Annotated in this window: 19 protein-coding genes, 2 tRNA genes and 1 riboswitch; of the genes, 11 read left to right on the forward strand and 10 right to left on the reverse strand. The window is 41.3% G+C overall.

All coding sequences use genetic code 11. The annotated features are described in order from the left end of the window. Positions 1-21 precede the first annotated feature (21 nt). Both pyrD and L2703_RS14205 read left to right on the forward strand, forming a co-directional pair. Positions 22-1,041: a quinone-dependent dihydroorotate dehydrogenase gene (gene pyrD / locus L2703_RS14200; protein WP_248971737.1), complete on the forward strand. Its 1,020-nt coding sequence runs from the start codon at positions 22-24 to the stop codon at positions 1,039-1,041. A gap of 171 nt (positions 1,042-1,212) precedes the next feature. Further along, entirely contained in the window at positions 1,213-1,746 is a 534-nt protein-coding gene (locus L2703_RS14205) for a cell division protein ZapC (protein ID WP_248971738.1), read from the forward strand. An 80-nt stretch (positions 1,747-1,826) separates the two neighbouring features. On the opposite strand, the gene L2703_RS14210 is transcribed toward L2703_RS14205, so the two are convergent. From L2703_RS14210 to L2703_RS14230, 5 genes are all read right to left on the reverse strand, one after another. Continuing rightward, the gene (locus L2703_RS14210; protein ID WP_248971739.1) at positions 1,827-2,576 is read right to left on the reverse strand and encodes an SDR family oxidoreductase; all 750 of its coding nucleotides are present in this window, start codon (positions 2,574-2,576) and stop codon (positions 1,827-1,829) included. A 61-nt stretch (positions 2,577-2,637) separates the two neighbouring features. Continuing rightward, the gene (locus L2703_RS14215) at positions 2,638-3,339 is read right to left on the reverse strand and encodes a histidine phosphatase family protein (RefSeq protein WP_248971740.1); all 702 of its coding nucleotides are present in this window, start codon (positions 3,337-3,339) and stop codon (positions 2,638-2,640) included. Between the two features lie 8 nt (positions 3,340-3,347). Beyond that, a complete protein-coding gene (locus L2703_RS14220; protein WP_248971741.1) occupies positions 3,348-4,409 on the reverse strand; it encodes a phosphotransferase family protein in 1,062 nt (353 codons plus the stop codon). Next, on the reverse strand, positions 4,406-5,236 hold the full coding sequence (locus L2703_RS14225; RefSeq protein ID WP_248971742.1) for an SDR family oxidoreductase: 831 nt from the start codon (positions 5,234-5,236) through the stop codon (positions 4,406-4,408). The genes L2703_RS14220 and L2703_RS14225 overlap by 4 nt, the downstream gene beginning before the upstream one ends. Positions 5,237-5,246: 10 nt before the next feature. Then, positions 5,247-6,467, reverse strand: a complete 1,221-nt coding sequence (locus tag L2703_RS14230) for an acyl-CoA dehydrogenase family protein (protein WP_248971743.1) — start codon at positions 6,465-6,467, stop codon at positions 5,247-5,249. A 161-nt stretch (positions 6,468-6,628) separates the two neighbouring features. Here L2703_RS14230 and L2703_RS14235 point away from each other — a divergent pair, with 161 nt between their 5' ends. Together L2703_RS14235 and L2703_RS14240 are read left to right on the forward strand one after the other, a co-directional pair. After that, entirely contained in the window at positions 6,629-7,552 is a 924-nt protein-coding gene (locus tag L2703_RS14235; protein ID WP_248971744.1) for a LysR family transcriptional regulator, read from the forward strand. 165 nt (positions 7,553-7,717) lie between these two features. Beyond that, positions 7,718-9,364, forward strand: a complete 1,647-nt coding sequence (locus tag L2703_RS14240; RefSeq protein ID WP_248971745.1) for a methyl-accepting chemotaxis protein — start codon at positions 7,718-7,720, stop codon at positions 9,362-9,364. 294 nt (positions 9,365-9,658) lie between these two features. Here the strand turns inward: L2703_RS14240 and L2703_RS14245 are convergent, their stop codons facing one another. After that, positions 9,659-9,973 carry a hypothetical protein gene (locus L2703_RS14245; RefSeq protein ID WP_248971795.1) on the reverse strand — a complete coding sequence of 105 codons (315 nt, stop codon included), beginning with the start codon at positions 9,971-9,973 and terminating at the stop codon, positions 9,659-9,661. Between the two features lie 171 nt (positions 9,974-10,144). Here L2703_RS14245 and L2703_RS14250 point away from each other — a divergent pair, with 171 nt between their 5' ends. Both L2703_RS14250 and L2703_RS14255 read left to right on the forward strand, forming a co-directional pair. Then, complete coding sequence (locus tag L2703_RS14250) at positions 10,145-10,639, forward strand: putative 4-hydroxy-4-methyl-2-oxoglutarate aldolase (RefSeq protein ID WP_248971746.1); 495 nt, start codon at positions 10,145-10,147, stop codon at positions 10,637-10,639. A gap of 25 nt (positions 10,640-10,664) precedes the next feature. Continuing rightward, entirely contained in the window at positions 10,665-12,488 is a 1,824-nt protein-coding gene (locus tag L2703_RS14255; RefSeq protein WP_248971747.1) for an AsmA family protein, read from the forward strand. Between the two features lie 539 nt (positions 12,489-13,027). Here L2703_RS14255 and L2703_RS14260 read toward each other — a convergent pair. Together L2703_RS14260 and gloB are read right to left on the reverse strand one after the other, a co-directional pair. Then, the gene (locus L2703_RS14260; RefSeq protein ID WP_248971748.1) at positions 13,028-14,581 is read right to left on the reverse strand and encodes a lytic transglycosylase; all 1,554 of its coding nucleotides are present in this window, start codon (positions 14,579-14,581) and stop codon (positions 13,028-13,030) included. 150 nt (positions 14,582-14,731) lie between these two features. Continuing rightward, a complete protein-coding gene (gene gloB, locus L2703_RS14265; protein WP_248971749.1) occupies positions 14,732-15,511 on the reverse strand; it encodes a hydroxyacylglutathione hydrolase in 780 nt (259 codons plus the stop codon). Positions 15,512-15,621: 110 nt separating this feature from the next. On the opposite strand from gloB, the gene L2703_RS14270 reads away from it, so the two are divergent. Then, positions 15,622-16,344, forward strand: coding sequence for a class I SAM-dependent methyltransferase (locus tag L2703_RS14270; RefSeq protein ID WP_248971750.1), 723 nt, complete (start codon positions 15,622-15,624; stop codon positions 16,342-16,344). Positions 16,345-16,409: 65 nt separating this feature from the next. Here L2703_RS14270 and rnhA read toward each other — a convergent pair whose 3' ends face one another. Next, positions 16,410-16,880, reverse strand: a complete 471-nt coding sequence (gene rnhA, locus L2703_RS14275) for a ribonuclease HI (protein ID WP_248971751.1) — start codon at positions 16,878-16,880, stop codon at positions 16,410-16,412. Between the two features lie 77 nt (positions 16,881-16,957). Here rnhA and dnaQ point away from each other — a divergent pair, with 77 nt between their 5' ends. The 4 genes from dnaQ to L2703_RS14295 all read left to right on the forward strand — a co-directional run bounded on the left by dnaQ (position 16,958) and on the right by L2703_RS14295 (position 19,396). Then, positions 16,958-17,686, forward strand: coding sequence for a DNA polymerase III subunit epsilon (gene dnaQ, locus L2703_RS14280; protein WP_248971752.1), 729 nt, complete (start codon positions 16,958-16,960; stop codon positions 17,684-17,686). Between the two features lie 10 nt (positions 17,687-17,696). Further along, positions 17,697-19,034: a TIGR03503 family protein gene (locus L2703_RS14285; RefSeq protein WP_248971753.1), complete on the forward strand. Its 1,338-nt coding sequence runs from the start codon at positions 17,697-17,699 to the stop codon at positions 19,032-19,034. Positions 19,035-19,172: 138 nt separating this feature from the next. Then, positions 19,173-19,249: transfer RNA gene (locus tag L2703_RS14290), tRNA-Asp, on the forward strand. Between the two features lie 70 nt (positions 19,250-19,319). Then, positions 19,320-19,396 (forward strand) — tRNA-Asp (locus L2703_RS14295). 302 nt (positions 19,397-19,698) lie between these two features. Here the strand turns inward: L2703_RS14295 and L2703_RS14300 are convergent. Beyond that, positions 19,699-21,846 carry a TonB-dependent receptor plug domain-containing protein gene (locus L2703_RS14300; protein WP_428848663.1) on the reverse strand — a complete coding sequence of 716 codons (2,148 nt, stop codon included), beginning with the start codon at positions 21,844-21,846 and terminating at the stop codon, positions 19,699-19,701. Between the two features lie 256 nt (positions 21,847-22,102). Further along, positions 22,103-22,203: riboswitch (TPP riboswitch) on the forward strand. The last annotated feature ends 7 nt before the right edge of the window (positions 22,204-22,210 follow it).

A 22,210-nucleotide genomic window follows, 5' to 3' on the forward strand; every position in this document is an offset into this window, starting at 1 on the left:
TTTTTAGGTCTAGGAGAAACCATGTTTTACACTATCGCACAAAAAGTCATGTTTCAGATGGACCCAGAGCTAGCGCATAATGTCGCTATTGGCAGTTTGAAAATGACTGGGAATACACCATTAAATTGTTTTTATCGCCAACATGTTAAATCAGCACCTGTGACCTGTATGGGTCTCACTTTTCCCAATCCCGTTGGGTTAGCTGCTGGAATGGATAAAGACGGTGAGTCTATCGATGCGTTCCATGCGATGGGATTTGGCCATGTTGAAGTCGGTACCGTTACCCCTCGTCCACAACCGGGTAATGATCAGCCAAGACTATTTAGATTAAAACCTGCTCAAGGGATTATTAATCGAATGGGCTTTAACAACAAAGGCGTCGATAATTTAGTGCGTAATCTTATCGCCAAAAAAACCGATATTATGGTCGGGGTCAATATTGGTAAAAATAAAGATACGCCAGTAGAGCAGGGTAAAGATGACTACCTAATCTGCATGGAAAAAGTATACCAACACGCCAGTTATATTGCCGTTAATATCTCTTCACCGAATACGCCAGGTCTTCGCGCCATGCAATACGGTGAGTTATTGGATGATTTACTCAGTTCAATTAAAGCCAAACAAGCGCAATTGGCTGAAAAACATGGTAAATATGTACCTGTTGCGTTAAAAATAGCCCCCGATTTAACCTCTGATGAAATTCAGGCCATTGCTGATTCTTTAGTGAATAACCAGTTTGATGGCGTCATAGCAACTAACACTACATTAAGCCGCGATGCGGTTGTTGGCTTAGCGCATGCTGAAGAAATGGGCGGGCTCAGTGGTAAGCCATTAACTGATTTATCAACTCAAGTGATCAAACAATTGTCGATCTGTTTACAAGGTAAGATCCCGATCATTGGTGTGGGTGGCATCAACAGTGCAGCAGATGCATTGGCCAAATTTGACGCTGGCTCTACTATGGTACAGATTTATTCTGGCTTTATATATCAGGGACCCAAACTGATTGATCAGATCGTTAAAGCCTATTGTGCAAAATAACGACTAAATAGCTAAGTTATTGATCAAAAATCATGCCGCGATCGAAATGTTGATCGTTCGATCGCGCTAACACTATGATAGATATGTTATATTTTATAATTAAATTTTGATATTGCGTGAAAATTCATCTATTATGCACTGGTGTTCATTACTATTTAGGTGCAGACAGCCATGTTATTAATGCCAAACAAGGACTGGCATTGGGAATACAATGAGACTTGCAAGCAGCTGAGTATTTCATTGGGTTCCGAGATGGAGTTCTTAACCCCATATAAATCAAAAATACTCATTCCAGATGCACTATGTGCAGCTGAATTTTGCCTTGAGCACGCCAAATTTTATATCAAAATGCTTGAAACGCTTCCTAAAATACTGCATCTGTCAGACGCGGCGATTGTTCAAACTGCGTTAAACGCTACCGCAGCTCATTTTATGTTACAGTCACAAATGCCTAAATCTTGGTTTTTTGATGTCAGTGACGAATGTGTCTACTGTGAAATCGGTAAGCTATTTCAATTGAAGTGCGGCAATTCTAAGGTATTGGCATTAGTGATTGATAACGGTTTACAGGCCGCGACTGTGATGATTTTATCGCAACATTGTCAGTTATCAGACAACAAATCCTTGATGCAATTCGATACCATTAAAGTTATGCACAACCGTTTACATCCTTTACGTAAACTTAGGCAAGTGGTTGCAGCCTAGCGTGTTCGTGTTGGTGTTATTAAACAAAATGCCAAACGTTGAGTTTGGCATTTTGTTTAGATGGCTGTTTTTAAAATCGGCTAACTCATTTTGGCAATAATGCTAATTGGCGCAACGCGTAATATCCAATGTAACAAGGCCCAAGGATAGCTTGGCACAAAGGCATTGGCTTGCTCTTTTTGTATTGCATTGACCATGGCTTTACAGCCCGTTTCGGTATCAACAATAAATGGGACTTTTTTCACTTTTTCATTAATTTCACTGCGAATAAACCCAGGATGCACACAGGTCACTTTTATGGGGGTATTGATTACATCGATACGAATCCCTTCAGTTAATGAGGTTAAGGCGGCTTTGGTTGCTGCGTATACTGTCATTGCCCGTCTAAAACCTCGTACGGCACTTATCGATGAAATGGTGACTAAATGTCCGCTATTTTGCTCACGAAAAATAGCCATAGCCGCTTCACACTGTGCAATTGCTGCAATAAAGTTGGTTTGCGCAGTTTGTAAGTTAGCCGCAAAATACCCAGTACCTATTGATGCGCCTTTGCCCATACCTGCATTGACGATGACACGGTCAAGTTGTCCCATTTCTTGTTTAAATTGGCTAAATACTTCAAACACTTGTGGGTGGTCATTCACATCAAGTGGCTTAATGAGTACATTAATATTTGGGTTGATACTCAATAAATGTTGCTTCAATTCTTCTAGTTTATCTACGCGCCTTGCACATAATGCAAGGTTATGATTTTGTTTTGCAAATTCAATTGCCATTCCGCGCCCTAAACCTGAGCTTGCTCCGGTAATTAATATGTTAGTCCGTTTCATAAGTGACTCTTTATTATTGTTAGCTCTTTTGTGCGGCAAAAGAGAAAGTGAGTGTAGAGGGTTAAATTAAAGTGTGTAAGTGATGTTGTTCACCGCTAAAGTAACTGTGTTCATTTAATGTAATGACACTTAACCTTTGTCGTTTTAGTTGTAATTGAGTGATCCCACAATTGACTAATTGCTTATTAATATTAAAAAATTCGGATTCTTTTATGGATAATATTTGCATAACAGCAGCACTAATTACACCACCAGATGTGTAAATAAAGACGGTATCATTTTCGGGTGTTTGTTTGATTAACTCTGTTAAACCGTTTGCAACACGCTGATTAAATTGTCTCCATGACTCTGTATATTGTGAATGATTGCTTGAACATTGCCATTGCTCAATGGCTTGGCTAAACAATGTAATGAATGCCCTTGTCGGCGAGGCTTGCTCACTAAGGTATTGCTTCATCGTGTTAGGATTGGCTAAATCAGGGCGGTAAACGGCAATGACTTCTTCATGGTTGAATTCATTCCATGCGGGGCTTATCTGCTGTGAGTCATGCAATAACGCAGGTGATAATGCCGCCAAACACGCATTTCGCGTTTGTTGATGGCGAGCCATATTGCCACAAATTACATGATTGGGTTGAACTCTGCGTTGGTTCAAATGTTCTGCTAGATGGCGTGCTTGGCTATGCCCTAAAGGCGACAAGTTGTCATAGTTGTTTGCCCCGAAACTGGCTTGACCATGACGAATTAAATAAATGTTTGCCATGTGATCCCTTATGACTTCATTGCACGGTGACAACGCCAAATTAAATAATGTGAGAAAACCCAAAAATGCTTAAATGCTGGATTACGTGTTTGCTTGTGGTGATAGCGGTAATATATTTGTTGCACAATGCCTGCTAAACGGAATAATCCAAACACTTCATAAAAGCGAAAATCCTCAATTGTGATAGCCATCTTGTTGCAATAATACTCAACCACCTGTTGGCGAGTGAGCATTCCATTAAGGTGTGTCGGTTGGCGGCGGGTCATCTGTGCTAAAAAATCATCATTGGCTTCAACCCAGTAGGCTAGGGTGTTGCCTAAATCCATCAGGGGATTACCTAATGTTGCTAATTCCCAGTCGAGCACTCCGGTGACGTTACTGATGTTATCTGGATCTAAAACGACATTGTCAAAGCGAAAGTCATTGTGCGTGAGGCAAATGGTTTCTTGTGTGGGTTTGTGTTGTTCAAGCCAGGCCATCACGCGTTTTGCTGAGGGCACATTCCAGGTTTTTGCCTGGGTATAGCGTTGGCTCCAACCTTCAATTTGGCGTTGGGTGTAACCTTCGCCTTTACCGATATGATTGAGATTGGCAGCATTCACATCCACTTTATGCAATTCAATTAAGCAGTCGATGACATTGGTGCAGAGTGTTCTGGCCTGCTGTGCATTAAGGTTGAGCCCTTTTGGGAGGTTTTGCCTTGGAATGATGCCATTGAGTTTTTCCATGACATAAAACTCAGTACCTATTACGCTTTCGTCGTCACAATGGGCAAGCATGGTCGGGACATAAGGGTAAACGGGCTTTAATGCTTGCTGCAAGCGATACTCGCGCCCCATGTCGTGAGCACCTTTGGCTTTTGTACCTATTGGTGCTCGGCGTAATATGAGCTCACAATTGTCGTATGTAAGGCAATATGTCCAATTAGACGCGCCGCCAGTATATTGGGTTATTTTAAGCTCGCCTTGAAGTCCTTGAATATGTTGCATTAACCAGGGACCAATAATGTTTGGGTCAAGTTCTTCACCGGTTCTAACCGGTTTTGCTTTGTCTAAATACTGTTGATTCATTGAGTTTGCTCATTCCCTAGCAATTGTCTTAGTCTACGTGTTTGTGCTAATACCAATGTAAAATACAAACTACGTGGCAATAAACGTTTTAGCAAATACAAACGCTTACCCTGTTGATGGGTTAATAACAGAAACTGTTTATTGCTCTCACCTTGATAGGCAATCTCAGCCACTTGTTCGGCATTGATGGGGGACTTATCAAATAGTTTACCCAAGAGTTTTTCCATTGTAGGTAATTGAGTTCGTAAACTACTGCCTAAATTGGTTTTAAAGAAACCTGGGCACAAGACACTGACATTGATATTGTCACTGGCAAGCTCTAAACGTAATGTCTCTGACAGTGATACTACTGCAGCTTTTGAGGCATTATAACTAGACATAAAGGGGATTGGCGTCAAGCCCGCTTGTGAGGCTACATTCAAGATACTGCCATAGCCTTGTTGTTTAAACACCGGAATAAATTGCTGACACATATTAACAATGCCAAATACGTTGATTTCCATTACCCAGCGCCATTGTGCTATGGGTTCTACTTCCATTATATCTGCGCTGGCTACGCCGGCATTGTTAATCAATAAATCTATGCTTTGCCAACGTGATAGTAAGCATTCCTTTAGCGACGTAATACTGTCGATATTGGTGATGTCACAGGGTATAAAAAATGCCTTTCCTCCTTGAGAGAGAATTTCAGCACACACTTGCTCACCGGCCTGTTGATTGATATCGGCTACACAGATCTCAGCTTGCATCGCGGCCCATTTGAGTGCCAATGCTTTGCCTAAGCCAGAGGCGGCACCAGTAATGAGTACGTGTTTGGTTGATTTCATGGGGATAACCTTATTTATATTTGGCCATTTCTAGGCGTGACACCATGGCTGTGTGTACTTCATCAGGTCCGTCTGCCAAGCGTAAGCTGCGTGCCATGGTTGCAAACCCTGCCAGTGGCGAGTCATGATTCATACCCGCACCACCATGAAGTTGAATCGCCATATCAACCACTTGGGTTAGCATATTAGGCACGACAACTTTAATGGCAGATATTTCTGTCATGGCATGTTTAATGCCTTGATTATCAACTTTCCAAGCTGCATTGAGGGTTAATAGCCTAGCTTGATCAATTGCCATACGTGCATGAGCAATACGTTCTAAATTACCCCCAAGCTGAATGATGGGTTGCCCAAAAGCAGTACGTGACAAGCCACGCTCTATGGCTAACGACAAGGCGCGTTCAGCAGCGCCAATTGCGCGCATACAATGATGAATTCGTCCAGGACCTAAGCGACCTTGGGCTATTTCAAAGCCTTTTCCAAGCCCCATAATCACATGACTTTTAGGCACTCGAACATTAATCAGTTCCATTTCACCGTGGCCATAGGGAGCATCGTAGTCACCATAGGCGGTTAACATACGCTTGATATTGACACCAGGAGTATTCATCGGCACCAATACCATACTGTGACGTTGATGTTTTGGCGCATCAGGGTGAGATAGTCCCATAAAAATCATGACTTTACTCTTTGGATGACCTAATCCTGTAGACCACCATTTACGGCCATTGATTATCACATCGTCTCCATCGTCAATGATGGTTGCTTGCATGTTTGTCGCGTCAGACGATGCAACGTCAGGTTCTGTCATAGCAAACACTGAGCGTATTTCGCCATTGAGTAGAGGCGTGAGCCACTGGCTTTGTTGATGTTCATCACCAAAATGGTAAAGAACCTCCATGTTGCCGGTGTCGGGGGCGTTACAGTTAAAGATCTCTGGCGCTAGCATTGAACGGCCCATTTCTTCAGCTAATGGAGCATATTCTACACAAGTTAGTCCTTGACCATAGGTGGCGTCTGGCAAAAACAAGTTCCATAATCCGCTTGCCTTTGCCTGCTCTTTAAGGGCTTCTATTTGCGGTATTAATTGCCATTGAGTCCAATCACTATTGTGATTTAGTTTTCTGTTTTGGTTGAGCAATTCAGTTTCAATGGGCAGCACTTTCTCATTAATAAATGTGCTGACTTGTGCAAGATAATGTTGTGATTTTTCAGTCGCGTAAATATTCATCTCTATGCCTATATCATCTCAATACTCAAAGGAGATTAAGGGGATTTCGTACTTGATGTTGTCAGCATAGCCTAGTATCAAAAATGAATGAAATGAAATAAAGTGATAGCCTACTATGAATGTGAATCATAGCTTGATAACCCATTTTGACTGAGGCTCTTATGGCAGATACAAAAGCAATTCAACAACTTGATTTAAATTTGCTTAAAATTTTTGAAGCGTTATATCGTGAACAAAATATGACACTGGCAGCGAAGTCGCTTTTTATTACGCCATCGGCAGTCAGTCACGCCATAAAACGATTACGGCTAGTGTTAAATGATCCGCTGTTTGTACGTCAAGGTCAGCAAATGCTTCCCACCGCGGCTTGCCAGCGTATGGCACCACAATTGATAAATGCGTTAAACAACATTAGAGAAGTGTTGCAGCAATGTGGTGATTTTGACCCATTAACGACTCAGCAAACATTTAATATTGCAATTCATGAGGCGTTAGAGAGTCAAATTATGCCTGTTATGATTAATCATTTGGCTAGGCTTATTCCGTGTGCACATATTGCCAGTGTCGCACTTTCTCGGGAGCATATAGCGAGACAACTGAGCAACGGAGAAGTTGATTTGGTCATTGATGTGGCTAGAGCGGTGAATGCTCCTTTAATGCACTCGGCATTAGTGTCAGATCCATTTTGTGTATTGGTTGATCCACGCCAGCACGCGTTTGAGCATGGTTGTTTAAGCCAAGCTGATTATATTGCCGCGCAGCACATTGCGGTATCAAGTCGACCAACAGGCAGGGTAATGGAAGATTTACTATTACAACAACAAGGGATAAATCGTCAAATTAAGTACCGATGTCAAACCTATCAAACCGCAGCCAAAATCGTTACAGGTTCACCGTTTATGCTCACTTTGCCACGTTCAATTGCAGAGCAGTTTTTATCTTCTAATCATGCAATCTATCCACTGCCATTTTCACTATCAGATATTGATACTCATTTATACTGGCATAGCAATACACAAAATGACCCCGCGCTAAACTGGTTGCGCCAGCACATTACAATTGCGGTGCAAAATTCACCTATATAACAACAGTAAAATGTAAAAGTATTTTGATGAATAAATACACATCACCTACACTGTAAATAACACGATAAGTGGATAAAAAACAATGAATGTCAGTGTTAGTTTGCCGATATATGAGCTCTAGCGAGTGTTTGTTCATCAATAAAAATCAAAAGAGATGGTATACACATGAACATGTTAAATCTGTTGTTTCGTAAAACATCAATTGCTAACAGATTAATGGGGATGTTAGCACTTGCGATTAGCGCCACATTAATCGTTTTCTGGTTTTCTCTTAATCGAGTCGAGACTGTGTTGGTCGACGAGAAGGAGGCCAAGTTACATGCACTGGTTGATGCTGCGGTCACCATTGCAGATAAATTTTATCAAGATAGCCAATCACAATTGTTACCTGAAGCAACCGCAAAAGAACTTGCACTGGCCGCCATAGATAAGCTGCGTTATTCGGGTAATGAATATTATTTTAGTATTGATACCCAGGGTACGATGATCCAGCATGCATTTGCCAAACAGTTAGTGAATACCAGTGTCAGAGGAATGAAAGACCCAAACGGTGTCGCATTATTTGAATTGATGATCCAAGGAACAGAGTCTGCAGATGCGGTTCGGGTGGATTATATGTGGAATAAACCTCAGCAAGATCAACCCAGCCCTAAAATGTCTGTGGTTAAACGTTTTAGACCTTGGGGATGGATTATCGGTACAGGTATTTATGTTGATGATATTCAAACGGATAAACAACAATTTATTAGTGACTATTTATTGCTTCTTGTGTTGGTTTGGTTGCCCGTTATTGCATTGTTATATTTTATTATTCGTAGTGTTTCGGTCCCTATGCAAGAAACCATTAATGCATTTGAAAATATTGCCAAAGGTGAGGGTAATTTAACGTTACGTTTATCAGAAGAGGGCAATGACGAATTAAAACACATAGCACATCACTTTAATGTGTTTACCAGTAAAATCCAAAAACTCATAAAATCGGTGGGAGAGTCTGTAAACGAATCGAGTCGTTTGGCGCAAGAGATGTCTGCGGTGGCGGCATCTGCGAAACAATTTTCAATTAATGCTCAAGCAGAAACAGAAAACGTTGCTACGGCAATTAATCAAATGTCGATGACAGCAGAAGAAGTTGCATCAAATGCTAAGTTAGCAGCAGATAGCACCCATGAGGCAGACCGTGAAGCCGACATCTCTGCAAATGTTGTTGATAATGCGATGAGGAAAATTACCGAGCTTTCAACTGAATTAACATCAACAGAAAATGTCGCTAAAGGTTTACAAGTGAGTTCAAGTAAAATAGGGCAAATCTTAGATGTGATTGTCGGTATTGCAGAGCAAACTAACTTATTGGCCTTAAATGCTGCAATTGAAGCGGCAAGAGCTGGAGAAGCTGGCCGAGGCTTTGCTGTGGTTGCCGATGAAGTCCGAACATTGGCAAGTCGCACGCAGGCATCCACCAACGAGATTAATCAGATTATCGACGCCATTAGAAAAGATATTGATTCTGTTAATGGGTCTGTTGCCATGGCAAAAAACAAATCTACAGAAACGGTTAACGACACCCAAAAAGTGGTGGCTGCTTTAAATAATATCAAGCAATCGATTGGACAAATATCGCAAATGAATATTCAAATTGCCAGTGCCACAGAAGAGCAAAATGCAGTGATATCAGAACTCAATGTAAACATTACACGTATTAATGAGCTATCGATAGAAAATAGATCGCAAAACGAAAAAATTAGCAAAGGCAGTGTCGCAATAGTACAAGAAGCACAAAGCTTAGACACTCAAATAGAACAATTTAAAATATAATACTCATTAACCAGTGAGAATGTGTTCAGCGTTTTTAGTTAAAGGCATCACTATGCAGTTATGATTGCTCTTTTTATAAAGCGCCTAGGGTGTTCTTCTGAGGCGTGTTATCACTTATCTAATACACATTTAATACGCAATTTAATTCGCAATGGTAATAGTGACGATGTTTTGAAAAACGAGGTTTGTGTTAATACCGTATTAACACAAACTGACGATAAACAAGAATAAGTCGATAAAATAAGTTATCTTATACAACTCAAATAAAACTGATTAACGGTTTATTACTCATTTTTATTTAGCAAGCTGAACCATGATATTAATCACGTCTTGATATGAAATGTTATATTGGCGTGACAAATTGATAATTTTGGTTTTATAAGTTTGAATATGTTCTTGTTTAATAAGATCAGACTGTTTTTGTTCTACGATCTCATTAACAGACTCTTGGAGAATCAACAAACGGCGCAAACTGTAATCTAATGAATTAATGTAAGCAGTCATTTGTTGCTTATTACGTGCATTTTCAAGATTCGACGTCGTGCGTTTCTCGAAATCTAATTCGTCAAATGCATTTATCATTTGTTGTAAGTTTAAATCGTTGCTCATAAGTATGATGGTCGACATTATTTTGTCAGATTATATTCATATTTCACTGCTAAGTCACCTTTGAAATGCTAAATTGCGCAAAAAGCATTCTCAAGATTACCTATAATTAACAATACTTGTTGAAACACATAATTATCAGTAACCTGAGATTTTGATACTCAAGGAGGACTTATGCAAGATCTATTACCTGACTTATTCGATAACTACCCAAATGATTTGACTTTATTGTCGGCTCCATGGCGTACCTATGGTGCTAAGCCATTATTTTATGGCGAAATTGTCACGGTTAAATGTTTTGAAGACAACTCAATGGTGAAGTCAGAATTGGCCAAAAAAGGACACGGTAAAGTGTTGGTGGTTGATGGGGGTGGCTCAACAAGACGTGCATTACTTGGTGACATGATAGCGCTTAACGCTGTTGAAAACGGATGGGAAGGTATCATTATTTATGGCTGTGTTCGTGACGCGGGCACAATCAGCACCCTTGATATTGGGGTTCAAGCCTTGGGCACCAATCCGATAAAAACAGACAAAAAAGGGCTAGGTGAAGTCAATGTCAGCATTGAAATTGCAGGGGTAAGCCTAACACCTGGCATGATGATTTATGCCGACCTTAATGGCATTGCCGTGAGTCAAAAAGCACTAGATATGTCTGTATTACTTTAGAAAAAATTGAGATAAGGAAGCAAGAATGAAACTCGTGAAGTGGTTGTTGGCCATGATGCTAACACTGGTTGTAGGCATTACTGTTTACCTAACAATGTTTTTCGACCTTAATGATTTTAAACCGCAAATTGTCGACGCTGTTAAAAAGAAAACCGGGCGTGATTTACACATTACCGACGATTTGAGTTGGAGTGTTTTTCCCTCTTTAGGCATTAAGCTTGGGGGGATCACACTGTCAAATCCTGAGAATTTTACGCCTGCATCAATGCTTGATGTTAACGAAGCGGTTGCCAATGTGGCGCTCATGCCATTATTTAGTCAACAAATTGAGGTCGATTTATTAAAGCTTGATGGCTTAACCTTAAATTTAGTCACCCAAAAAAATGGTAAAACAAGTTTTGACGGCCTAATGGATGATAGCAGCACGGCTGAAACTCATGTTGACTCCCAAACGAGCGATGCCAAGGCTAATTCGTTGCAAACTCTGGATATTGGCGGCATTTCGATAACCAATAGTACTGTTAATGTGATTGATGTGGCGAGTAATACTACGCAAACATTTAGCTTAAAAAGCTTTACCTTGGAGCAGTTTAGTTTAGGAAAATTAGCCGATTTTGCTTATGAGTTTTCGGCCACGTTACCTGATATGTCCCTTATGTCATCTGGCAAAGGTCAAGTTCAAGTTGCCCAAGATCTTAACAATGTCACTATCACTGACTTTACCATGAGCCATCAGGCTAACGGTGACAGTTTACCAAACAAAACGCTCACAGCTGAAATGACGGCGCAAGTCGCGATGGCATTAGAGACTAAAACCATCGAATTACAACTCACCAAATTGTCTGCTTTAGATATTGCGGCAGCAGGAGATGTAAAGGTTAATTATGCCAATAAGATCCCTAAGGTAGCGATGAACTTAGCACTAGGAGACATTGATGTTGATGCGCTATTGCCAAAAGAAGCAACAAGTGAGGAGGCAACAACAGAAGTTGCCACAGTGTCCAATACTGAACCTGATTTATCAGCACTCAGTGCAATTGATTTAACGGTTAAGTTAACGGCAAAATCAATCAAAGTGAATAACATGTTGACTCAAAACTGGCTAATGGACATGGCCATCAGTAAAGGCGTGTTAACGTTATCGCAATTAACCGCTGATCTTTATCAAGGCAAACTGGCCTTGAGTGCCAAACTTGATGGGCGTAAATCCCTGCCTAGTTATCAATTTGATAAAAAGCTGACTGGTGTCAACATTAGACCATTGTTAATGGATGCGGCAGAGATTGATTTACTTTCTGGGCTAGCCAGTTTTGAAGTTAAAGGCAGTGGTGCAAGCTTGATCCCCGATAACGTGAAAAAGAACCTTGATGCGGTGGGCAAATTTGAGGTGAGTGATGGTTCATTGTACGGTGTTAATATTCCGCAAATGATCCGCAGTGCCCAACAAAAGTTGCAGGGTAACTTGTCTGCCGACAGTAAAGAGGAACTTAAAACCGATTTTACCAGTTTAACCGGCAGCTTTACTTTAAAAGACGCCGTTGTCACAAACCCTGATTTAGCAATGGCTGCGCCATTAATCCGTTTAAAAGGCAAGGGCACTGCTAATATTGCTTCAGAAGCGCTCGATTACACACTAACTACCAGTGTGGTTGGCTCGCTTGCAGGGCAAGGTGGCGAGATTGATGAGTCGCTTAAGGGCGTTGATATTCCATTAACGATTAAAGGAACCTTTCAAGCCCCTAAGTTTGGCCTTGACACTAAAGCACTGTTAGAAGGTCAATTTAAAGATGAAGCAGATAAAGCAAAAGAAAAGCTTAAAGACAGTTTATTAAAAAAACTGGGTGTTTAAAGGAGCGTGAGAAACTGTTATGCATTAGTGTGGTGTCGTATCGAGCCTATTAAGGCGCGGGACACCACACCTCACAACAATGCAATGCACAACACATAAATCAGTGACCAGAAAGTGCGTCGGATAACTCGCTCAGCATAAGGCAGAGGTTGCAGCGAGTGTGTTACTTTCAACATTGCTAACCAGGTGATGAGAAATGCTAACCAGCCAGGGTGTCAGCTATCGCTAAAGTCCTGCTAATCCACACTGTATTTTGCATTATGTAACCTGAGCTCGGGATAAGGGATGAACTTATACTATTTAAAATCAACACGTTACCCATTCTCACTTTCAAGCTTGTCATTTGTTCTGCTAACAAGGCGAATTGACGCGTCAATAGCTAGCCTATTGTAAGTCGATTCAACGCAGTGAGCAGGGCAAAGGACTGTTTGAAAGGCATTTATTATCCCGAGCTCAGGTTATGTAGCTCAGATTTTGCGAAAAAAGCATAAAAAAACGGACAAGTAATTGCTTGTCCGTTTTTTATTATTAGCCGTGGATCAAGAATTAGTCATGATCAGTTTTAAGATTTGCCCTGGTTGAATGAGTCTACTGTTTTGTAAACTGTTCCATTCAATTAACTCGGCAACAGTGACATTATATTTCGTTGCTATACGCGCTAAAGAGTCACCTGAACGCACACGATAGGTGATGGTTTTTTCTGTGCCGGTATTGTTTGTGGCAATTTCATTTGGGTAAATAACTAAGTTTTTACCTACAGTTAAAGTAGATTGTTGCTTGAGGTTATTCCATTTCATTAATTGAGCTACCGTCACCTGTTGTGATTGAGCTATTTTCCATAATGAATCACCGGATTTAATGGTGTAAGACTGTTTATTCTGGCTCGATTTAACCACTTTTTTGCGGGCTAGGATTTGATCTGCTGACAATGTCGCTAAATCAGGATCTTTAGCTGCCACAGGGATAATTAAAAACTTACCTGCAATAATATTGTTGCCTTTAATACCATTACTGCTACGAATTAACGTTGCTGTGGTTTCAAATTGATCCGCTATGCGACTGATGCTGTCACCAGATTTGATTTTATAGCGTACCCAATTGATGCGAGAGTCAGGCTCTACAGTGGCTAATGCACGTTTAAAACTTGCTGCTTTATCGCTTGGCACGATAAGTTGATGTGGGCCTTGTGGTGCTGTTGCCCAACGTTTTAAACCTGGATTAATCGCTTTTAAGTCAACAATATCGATTTGAGCTAAGTCAGCGGCTAAGTTGATATCAAGCTGGCTTTCAATATTAACGACTTCAATTTGTGGCGCGTTTTCAATTGGCGCGAGAGTGATACCGTACTTTTCTGCATTTTTTATCACATCGGCTAAGGCCAGCAATTGCGGGACATAATGCGCCGTTTCTTTAGGCAAGCTTAATGACCAAAAGTCAGCTGATTTACCCCGCGCCTGATTACTTTTTATGGCGCTCAATAAACGCCCCTCGCCAGAATTATAGGCTGCAATGGTGTAAAACCAATTATTTTCCATTTTAGGATATAAATACTGCAATAGGTCTAATGCCGCTTTGGTTGATGAGGCAACATCTTGACGACCATCAAACCACCAGTTGGTTTTTACGCCAAAAGAGAGTGCGGTTGGTGGTGTTAATTGCCATAAACCTGAGGCGTGACTGTTTGAATACGCTAATGGATCAAAACCGCTTTCCACAATCGGCAATAAAGCTAATTCGATCGGTAGGTTACGTGCTTCGAGTTGTTCGACAATATAGTATAAAAACGGGCTGGCACGTTGAGTGACGATTTCTAAATGCTTTGGGTTGTCGAGATACCACTGTCTGTAATGGGCAACAAGGGCATTGTCAACAACAGGTAAACTCATTTGATTACTGATCCGCAGCCATAAATTATTGACCTCAGCAACTTGTTCTTCTATTTCATCTATTGTGACGCTAGCAGATTTTTTGCTTTTGGCTTTTGTTACTGTGCTGACTTGATCATCATTTGTTTGTGATGTTGTAGACTGGAGCGTCTGGCACCCCGTTACCGCCACAATAGTGCCGGCAATAATTAATAAATTTACTTTCATTGAAGATACACTTCCTCAAGTTCTCAGGCCTTTACATTAAGGATCGAACATACCAAATGCCTATGAGACTCTTTTGGTCATGCTTTAGTTCAGATTGGCATTGTAGATTAAAACATTTAGCTTGTCTTATTAAAGTGTTTTCATGTTGGATTAAAACTGATTCTTCCACTCTCTTAATATGGTAAACGTCTGAATATTATCGATATTTTCAATGTTATATTTGCTCGATATTGCGACTTGAGTCTCATTTAAATGACATCGCAGGAAGGGGTTTATCGCTTTTTCTAGTGCAATTGTGCTAGGTATGGTTGGTTTATTTTGTGAGCGTAATTGTGCCGCTTTTAACGCGTATTGGTTCAACTTGCTGTTATGGGGGATGACGTGTTGAGCAAATGCAAGATTTGCGAGGGTGTATTCGTGGGCGCAAAATACTTGGGTATTATCGGGTAACGCAGCTAACAAGTTAAGCGACTTAAGCATTTGCTTTGGTGTACCTTCAAACAAACGGCCGCAACCTCCGCTAAATAATGTATCACCGCAAAATAGTTTATTGTCGATGCAATAGGCAATATGTCCGAGAGTGTGGCCTGGCACTGCAAATACCTGTGTCTTACCCAAACTTGGTATGTCGATGTAAATAGCCGCATTGGGCGAGAGCTGCTGAGTTAGCCCTTCAATAGGTTCGTTACTTGGACCATAAACCTCAAGTTTATGATTAAAATGTTGTTGTAACTGTTTAATTCCACCAGTGTGATCATTATGATGGTGGGTAATTAAAATACCGACTAAATTAAGATCCGTTGTGGCTAAATAGTCGATAACACTCTTGGCGCAACCAGGGTCGACGATATAAGCGTTGCGATCGTCACTGCGATGAACTAGCCAAAGGTAATTGTCATTAAAAGCTGGAATGGTATGTACGTTAAGCATATTCTGGCTCGAGTGAGGCTACATTATTTGTTAGGGTAACGGATAAATCAGAATGACAGCAAGTGCTGAACCACTTAAGGTATCTAGAATAATAAACCGAGGAGTAAATTGTGACTAACTCAAGGTTAGTACCACAACAGTGGCATGACTTACCTTTTGGTGAGGTGTTGCAAGCCGAGATTGAAACTGCGCTTGCGCCATGGTGGCCACGCATTTTTGGTTATCACTTACTCAAAGTGGGTGCGCTAAGTAGCCAGATAAACAGTTTACATTGTTCAATTACCCGTCATTTTTCATTGTTTGATGGTGATGAGGCCAATATTCAAGCCGATCCTAACCAATTACCGTTACAACAACACGCAATAGATGCCGTAATTAGCTGTTTTTTATTAGAGTTTGAACAGAACCCCTATCAAATATTACGTGAATTTGACCGAGTGTTGATCAACAGTGGTTATGTCTTTATTGTCGGTTTTAATCCGGTCAGCCCCGTCTTTGTTGGAAAAATGTTACCTAAATATCAATCTAAATTGCCATGGAATGGACAGTTTTTCATGCCATCTAGGGTAAAAGATTGGCTGGGACTACTTGGATATCAAGTGTTGGCAGATGAACGTTTAATGCATCATTCATTACTTGGTCCAGTAGGTAGACAAACCAAACATCACCCATGGTGGCAAAAAAGTTTAGCTAATTGGTTACCAAGTACTGGCAGTGTCTATGTTATTGTTGCCCGTAAAATCACTGTGCCATTTACACCGATTAAAGATAAATCTAAAGTCAGTGCCCCCAATTGGTCGACCGCTCCTACCGCTGGGCGTACCAGCCTGTAGGCTGTAAAGCACACTCGGTTATCACTTTGATGTTGGTTGGCACTCGTAAGTGGGCCCAAGACACGTTATGGTACATAACCCTCATCAATTTGGGTCGGTTTTGCCTCTGCAGCTTGCCTTGCCAGTGTATCGCATCGCTCGTTTTCCACGTGGCCAGCATGGCCTTTAACCCAGCGCCAATCAATAATGTGCTTTTGACTGACGGCATCTAAGCGTTGCCACAGGTCAACATTTTTAACAGGTTGCTTGGTTGATGTTATCCAACCTTTCTTTTTCCAACCGTGGATCCAAGAGGTAATGCCTTGTCGCATGTATTGGCTGTCGCTTGATAAAATAATGTTACAAGGTTCATATAAGGCTTCAAGTGCCATAATAGGAGCCAGTAATTCCATTCGGTTATTGGTGGTCAGAACAAAGCCGCCAGCGAGCTCCTTAACCTGATTTTTGTATTTCATCACCACACCATAACCGCCATAACCAGGGTTACCTAAACAAGATCCATCAGTAAAGATATACAGCTGTTTGAGATCGGCCATCAAGTTGTTACCATAGTCAAATAATCGCGCCAGTATACTCAATTTAGTAAAGGGCGAGGGCTTAAAGAGTAAAAATTATGAACATTATTTCAAGTGCGAGTCGCCAAGTTATTTTGGATACCGAAACAACAGGTATGAATCAAGCTGGTGGTCCGGTTTATGTTGGTCATCGAATTATTGAAATTGGTTGTGTTGAAGTCATTAACCGTCGTTTAACTGGCCGTACCTACCACCAGTATATTAATCCTGGTCAGGCGATTGATGAAGAAGCGATTCAAGTACATGGTATTACCAATGAACGAGTAGCAAATGAACCTAGGTTTCATCAAATAGCTCAAGAGTTTATCGATTTTATTGATGGTGCTGAAATTGTTGCACACAACGCCAACTTCGACGTGAGTTTTATGGACCACGAGTTTGCAAAACTCAATCCTGTTGGGCCAAAAACCAAAGACATTTGCACAATCTTAGACAGTTTAGCCATTGCAAAACGGCTGCATCCGGGGCAAAAAAATAACCTAGATGCCTTATGTAAACGCTATGGTATTGATAATAGCCGCAGAACGTATCATGGCGCGTTACTCGATGCCGAAATCCTTGCCGATGTGTATTTAATTATGACCGGCGGACAAATTAAATTTAATTTGTCTAACGAGAAGGCAGGACAGGAAGCGGGTGGTATAAAAAAAATTGATACATCGGCGTTTAACCTTAAAGTAGTCGGTGCTACGGCCGATGAATTAGTATTACACGAACAACGACTTGACCTCATTGCCAAGTCTGGAAAATGTCTCTGGAGAGGGTAAATCCACCTTTATGACTGCTAGCCTTTCACGCCGTGCGACCTTTGCTTGTTTATTATTACTATGCCCACTGTTGGCGTGGCAATCTGTGGTGTTAGGGGCACCGGTTAAAGCATCGCAAGCCGCTGAACTTAAAAACCGATTTCGTATAGATCATATGGTAGACAGTTTAACCCTAGTGATTCAGCGTGATTATGGTTCCGCTCCGGTGGTTGTTGTTTTACCTGATGGCAGTAAATGGTATTCAACTCGTCACCCACAGCATGTCAAATGGGTTGACGGCGTTGCAGCCGATATGATCCAAATTGAAAAACCGATGCCAGGGCCTTGGCAGTTGCTTGGGCAAGTGACTGACGGTTCTACCATACAAAAAATCTCTAAACTGGATATCGAAGTAGAGCCTTTGCCTCAACCGCTCTTTCAGGGGGAACGTCTTAAAGTCACCGCCCGATTATTAGGCGATGAATTAACCATGAGGATGCCCGGTTTAGAATATATGGTTGAGTGGACATCACGTTTTACCAGCCAACATAGAGCAGGCGATGATAATTTTGCCACAGGCACAATCATTGTTGGTGCATATAAAGATAATGGTGAAGAGTTAGATGAAGCACCTGATGATGGCGTATTTACTGGCGCTCATAACTTAGAGCAGCCAACGGGTCATTACATGTTAACGGTGACCGCGCGCAACAATGTATTTGAACGTGAATTTGTTATGCCGTTTGTGTTATCTAAACAGCCAGTTAAAGCCGAAATGGTACCCAACAATGATCCTTTAAAAGGCATTTGGCAAATACAGTTATCGGTTGATGAAAGCCAAGTGTTACTCGCAGAAACACACTTTGAATTTGAGCTTGTCGGCCCAGCTGGCCTACAAGTGCCCATAACACTACAAAAGATGAGCAGTGCAGAACAAATATTGTATCTGCCTAAAGTGACTGAATATGGGAGTTATCGGGTGAAAGGTACAGCGGTAACAACCGCCGTCGGTGGCCGCGAAGTTATTTTTAATTTACCTGAAATGTTTTTCAATTTGATCGAACCTCCAGCGCCTGGCCCTTCTGCTGAAGAGCTTGCTGAGCAGGCCGCTGCACAAGCCGCGATAGAAGAGCAAATTGCCAAAGACAACGCGATATTTTGGATTGTGACGGTCAATGGTGTGTTGTTCCTATTGGGCATTATTGCTGTTGTGGTGTGGCGCAAAAAACAGACGCTTGCTAAAGCAATGGCCGCTGCAGAAGAAAGGTTAAAACAAAATCCTCCCACAGAGGATAAGCCAACCAAAAATGAGATCGAGACTTTAGATTTAGATGACATTGATTTAACAATGCCTGACGATAAAAATTGATCGACTAAATCAGGGGTAAGTTGCTTAATTTTTGTATTTAAAAACAATATTTGTGTATTTTTTAGCTAAACGCATCAAAACATTTAAAAAACAGTTGACGATTAATTATCACAACTTTATTATTCATCGCACTTGAGTGGAGCGGTAGTTCAGTTGGTTAGAATACCGGCCTGTCACGCCGGGGGTCGCGGGTTCGAGTCCCGTCCGCTCCGCCAATCAAGTGACTGTTTATACTTAATAAAGTTGATATTAAGTTAATTTTATTAAGTGTAAACAAACCGTTTTGGAGCGGTAGTTCAGTTGGTTAGAATACCGGCCTGTCACGCCGGGGGTCGCGGGTTCGAGTCCCGTCCGCTCCGCCAAATAATGAAGCCCTTACAGCAATGTAAGGGCTTTTTTATTGTTTGAGGTTAATCGCTCAGTCTAAATTGCTCGTTTCCGACTCTAGATAACCTCAACTCTGGATAAGAGATGTATTGATAACGATATAAATCAATAGATTGACTAAAATCCACTGTCAAGCTTGTGATTTGTTTTGCTAACAAGGCGAATTAACGCGTCAATAGCTAGCCTATTGCAAGTTAATTCAACGCAGTGAGGAAGGCAAAGGACTGCTTGAAAGGCGTTTGTTATCCAGAGCTGAGGTTAGATATTAAAACAGGCCCTAAAATGCGTAGTTAACACTCAGTTCTACAGTGCGGCCAGTTGCTGCCATTTGTTGAAACCCTTGGCTATTATCTGCTTTATAGTTGGCAATACTGACACCGCCCAATGGCAGTTGATAATAGTGGTCAAGTAAGTTTTTGACAGAAACAGCTAGGGTGGTGTTTTGCCATTCGATAGTGCTTGTGACGTTTATCAGAGAATAACTGTCAGTGGTATTTTCTAAGCGATTGTTGTCAACACGATCTTTTGCTGTAACCCATTGCCAACTTACGTTGTTTTGCCAATCACCGAGTTGATGTTGCAAGGCCAGCTCAGTTTGTAATGGCTTAATTTGGTATAAAGGCTCATTGGTATCATCACGTTCACCCCGGGTCATACTGATACTGGCTGAAGTTGACCATTGCCCATAAGTATTTTCCGTTAACTGGTAGGCCGCGTCCATTCTGGCGCCAAATAGCCTGGCGTTAACATTGGTAAATTGTAAAATATTTCGTTTGCTCAAATCATTACCTGTTGAGGTAAAGCTGCTCAAGACATTTGCATCAATATAGTCTGTGATCTTGCTATACCATGCGGTGGCAGAGGCTGAAAGATCATCTTGAGTCAATTGGTATGCGGCACTGAATGTATGTGCCGTTTCCTCTTGTAAATCAAGATTGCCGACATAGCCGTTGCCATCACCATACCAACCAATCATGGTGGTAGCCATAGTGCTTTGGCCCCAGCTATAGCGTTCATACAAATTGGGTGATCGGCTTTTACGTGCTAAGCCCAATTCTATTATTTCAGTATCACTTAACTGATATTTTGCTAATAGGGTTGCATCAATAATGTGATGATGACGCTGACGGTCACTCTGGTTGAATGTGTCTGCAGCCAGTGCATTAACGTTTGTCATGCCCATCAAACTCATGGTGTTGTAAGGCTGTACTTCATCGGCGCGAGTGGTGACGTATTCGTAACGTACACCCGCTGAAATCCACCATTGTGTATTGAGTGTTTCCTGCCATTGTGCAAACACCGCAGCTCGTTTGCGTTTACCGTTGTTAATATTAATATAATCGTTTGGGCCCATCATGCTTGAGCCTTCTATGGCAGGCCAGCTATCGTCAAGTTGGTATAAATAATATCCCTGCCCAAGAAGTAATGTGCTTTGATTGGTTATCGGTAATAGCCAATGTAACTGATAGCTTAAGTCGTTACCCGTGGTTTCCATCGGCATCATGCCGGTTTTTTCAGGGGTGAAGAATCCCATTTCATGTTCGACACGTTGCCAGTTTGCTTGTGCTGTGAATAAGCCTTCATTGTCGAGTGACAACTGATAACGCACCAATGCGCCATAACTGTCATTATTGGTCATATCCATATACTGATTGGCAAAACCTTGAAATGGAATATGCTGGTGAGTCAATTTAACCGCAATTTGTTGTGAGTCGTCTTTCCAGGCCGAGAGTAAAGCATGGTTTTGAGCTTGATATAGCGTGTCTAACACCTTGTTACCATGACCATCTGTGTAACTGTTTGCATCTTCATAAGCCCCCTGATAGCTGAAACTCAATGCTTCGCTTGCCATAGTGGAATTGACACTGGCTAAGCGGGTATCGCTGTTACTTCTGTATCCTGCCGAGACAATACCACTGTCCCATATCAGTTGTTTACTGTCGTTAAACACAGGTTCTAAGCTATTGATATGAATGACACCGGCAATATTATCGCCACCAGCACTCACAGGCGAGACTCCAGCAATCACTTGAGCAGTAGCAATTTGGTTTGCAGCAACATAAGACAGTGGTGGGTTCATGTGATTAGCGCATGACGAGGTAATGTCGCTTCCATCAATTAAGACTTTAATACGATCGCCCATCATCCCGTTGAGTACAGGTAATGCAGATACACCACCTGCTTGCGAAAAGTCCACACCTTGTTTGGACAGTAATCGTTCAGCAGAACCTAATAGATCTTGATGAGCATGGTGTTGGCCATGGATTTCCATCCGTTCAATATCAGCTTGATTGTTTGATTCCGATTGCTGCGCTGAAACCTGTGGCGATAAAGCCAAGATTATGGCTAAAGAAATTGATGAGTAAACAAAATTTAAATTACATTGAGAATGAGCCACTTGTGTTGTATTTAGATTCAAAATCATCACCGCGATTATATTGTTTGTTTAATTTGATGAATAATTTTCATCAAATATTCATTTTGTTTGATGATTATAACTCGCTAATAATTCAATGGAATGCGACATATTGCCGCACCCTGAGGCATGTTGAATTACCTATTTTAGTGATTTTAATTGATAACCATTTCAGGCTAACTTAGCCACAGGTGTAATGGATAAATTGACAGGATTGCTACAATTAAAGGCTTGTTTTTCTCTTGAAAGCTTGCTTATACTGCTGCACATCTTGTCGGAGTGCCATTTATGGCTGAGACCGTTTATTCGGGATCCGTTGAACCTGATCAGGCTAGAACCTGCGAAGGAAACAAGCGTAATATCATGTTATTAG

The sequence above is a fragment of the Shewanella basaltis genome, from assembly GCF_023283885.1.
Classification (GTDB): domain Bacteria; phylum Pseudomonadota; class Gammaproteobacteria; order Enterobacterales; family Shewanellaceae; genus Shewanella; species Shewanella basaltis.

Bases quoted from the DNA above. Each gene is read 5' to 3' on its own strand.
- pyrD (WP_248971737.1), top strand. From the start codon at position 22: ATGTTTTACACTATCGCACAAAAAGTCATGTTTCAGATGGACCCAGAG.
- L2703_RS14205 (WP_248971738.1), top strand. From the start codon at position 1,213: ATGTTATTAATGCCAAACAAGGACTGGCATTGGGAATACAATGAGACT.
- L2703_RS14210 (WP_248971739.1), bottom strand. From the start codon at position 2,576: ATGAAACGGACTAACATATTAATTACCGGAGCAAGCTCAGGTTTAGGG.
- L2703_RS14215 (WP_248971740.1), bottom strand. From the start codon at position 3,339: ATGGCAAACATTTATTTAATTCGTCATGGTCAAGCCAGTTTCGGGGCA.
- L2703_RS14220 (WP_248971741.1), bottom strand. From the start codon at position 4,409: ATGAATCAACAGTATTTAGACAAAGCAAAACCGGTTAGAACCGGTGAA.
- L2703_RS14225 (WP_248971742.1), bottom strand. From the start codon at position 5,236: ATGAAATCAACCAAACACGTACTCATTACTGGTGCCGCCTCTGGCTTA.
- L2703_RS14230 (WP_248971743.1), bottom strand. From the start codon at position 6,467: ATGAATATTTACGCGACTGAAAAATCACAACATTATCTTGCACAAGTC.
- L2703_RS14235 (WP_248971744.1), top strand. From the start codon at position 6,629: ATGGCAGATACAAAAGCAATTCAACAACTTGATTTAAATTTGCTTAAA.
- L2703_RS14240 (WP_248971745.1), top strand. From the start codon at position 7,718: ATGAACATGTTAAATCTGTTGTTTCGTAAAACATCAATTGCTAACAGA.
- L2703_RS14245 (WP_248971795.1), bottom strand. From the start codon at position 9,973: ATGAGCAACGATTTAAACTTACAACAAATGATAAATGCATTTGACGAA.
- L2703_RS14250 (WP_248971746.1), top strand. From the start codon at position 10,145: ATGCAAGATCTATTACCTGACTTATTCGATAACTACCCAAATGATTTG.
- L2703_RS14255 (WP_248971747.1), top strand. From the start codon at position 10,665: ATGAAACTCGTGAAGTGGTTGTTGGCCATGATGCTAACACTGGTTGTA.
- L2703_RS14260 (WP_248971748.1), bottom strand. From the start codon at position 14,581: ATGAAAGTAAATTTATTAATTATTGCCGGCACTATTGTGGCGGTAACG.
- gloB (WP_248971749.1), bottom strand. From the start codon at position 15,511: ATGCTTAACGTACATACCATTCCAGCTTTTAATGACAATTACCTTTGG.
- rnhA (WP_248971751.1), bottom strand. From the start codon at position 16,880: ATGGCCGATCTCAAACAGCTGTATATCTTTACTGATGGATCTTGTTTA.
- dnaQ (WP_248971752.1), top strand. From the start codon at position 16,958: ATGAACATTATTTCAAGTGCGAGTCGCCAAGTTATTTTGGATACCGAA.
- L2703_RS14285 (WP_248971753.1), top strand. From the start codon at position 17,697: ATGACTGCTAGCCTTTCACGCCGTGCGACCTTTGCTTGTTTATTATTA.
- L2703_RS14300 (WP_428848663.1), bottom strand. From the start codon at position 21,846: ATGATTTTGAATCTAAATACAACACAAGTGGCTCATTCTCAATGTAAT.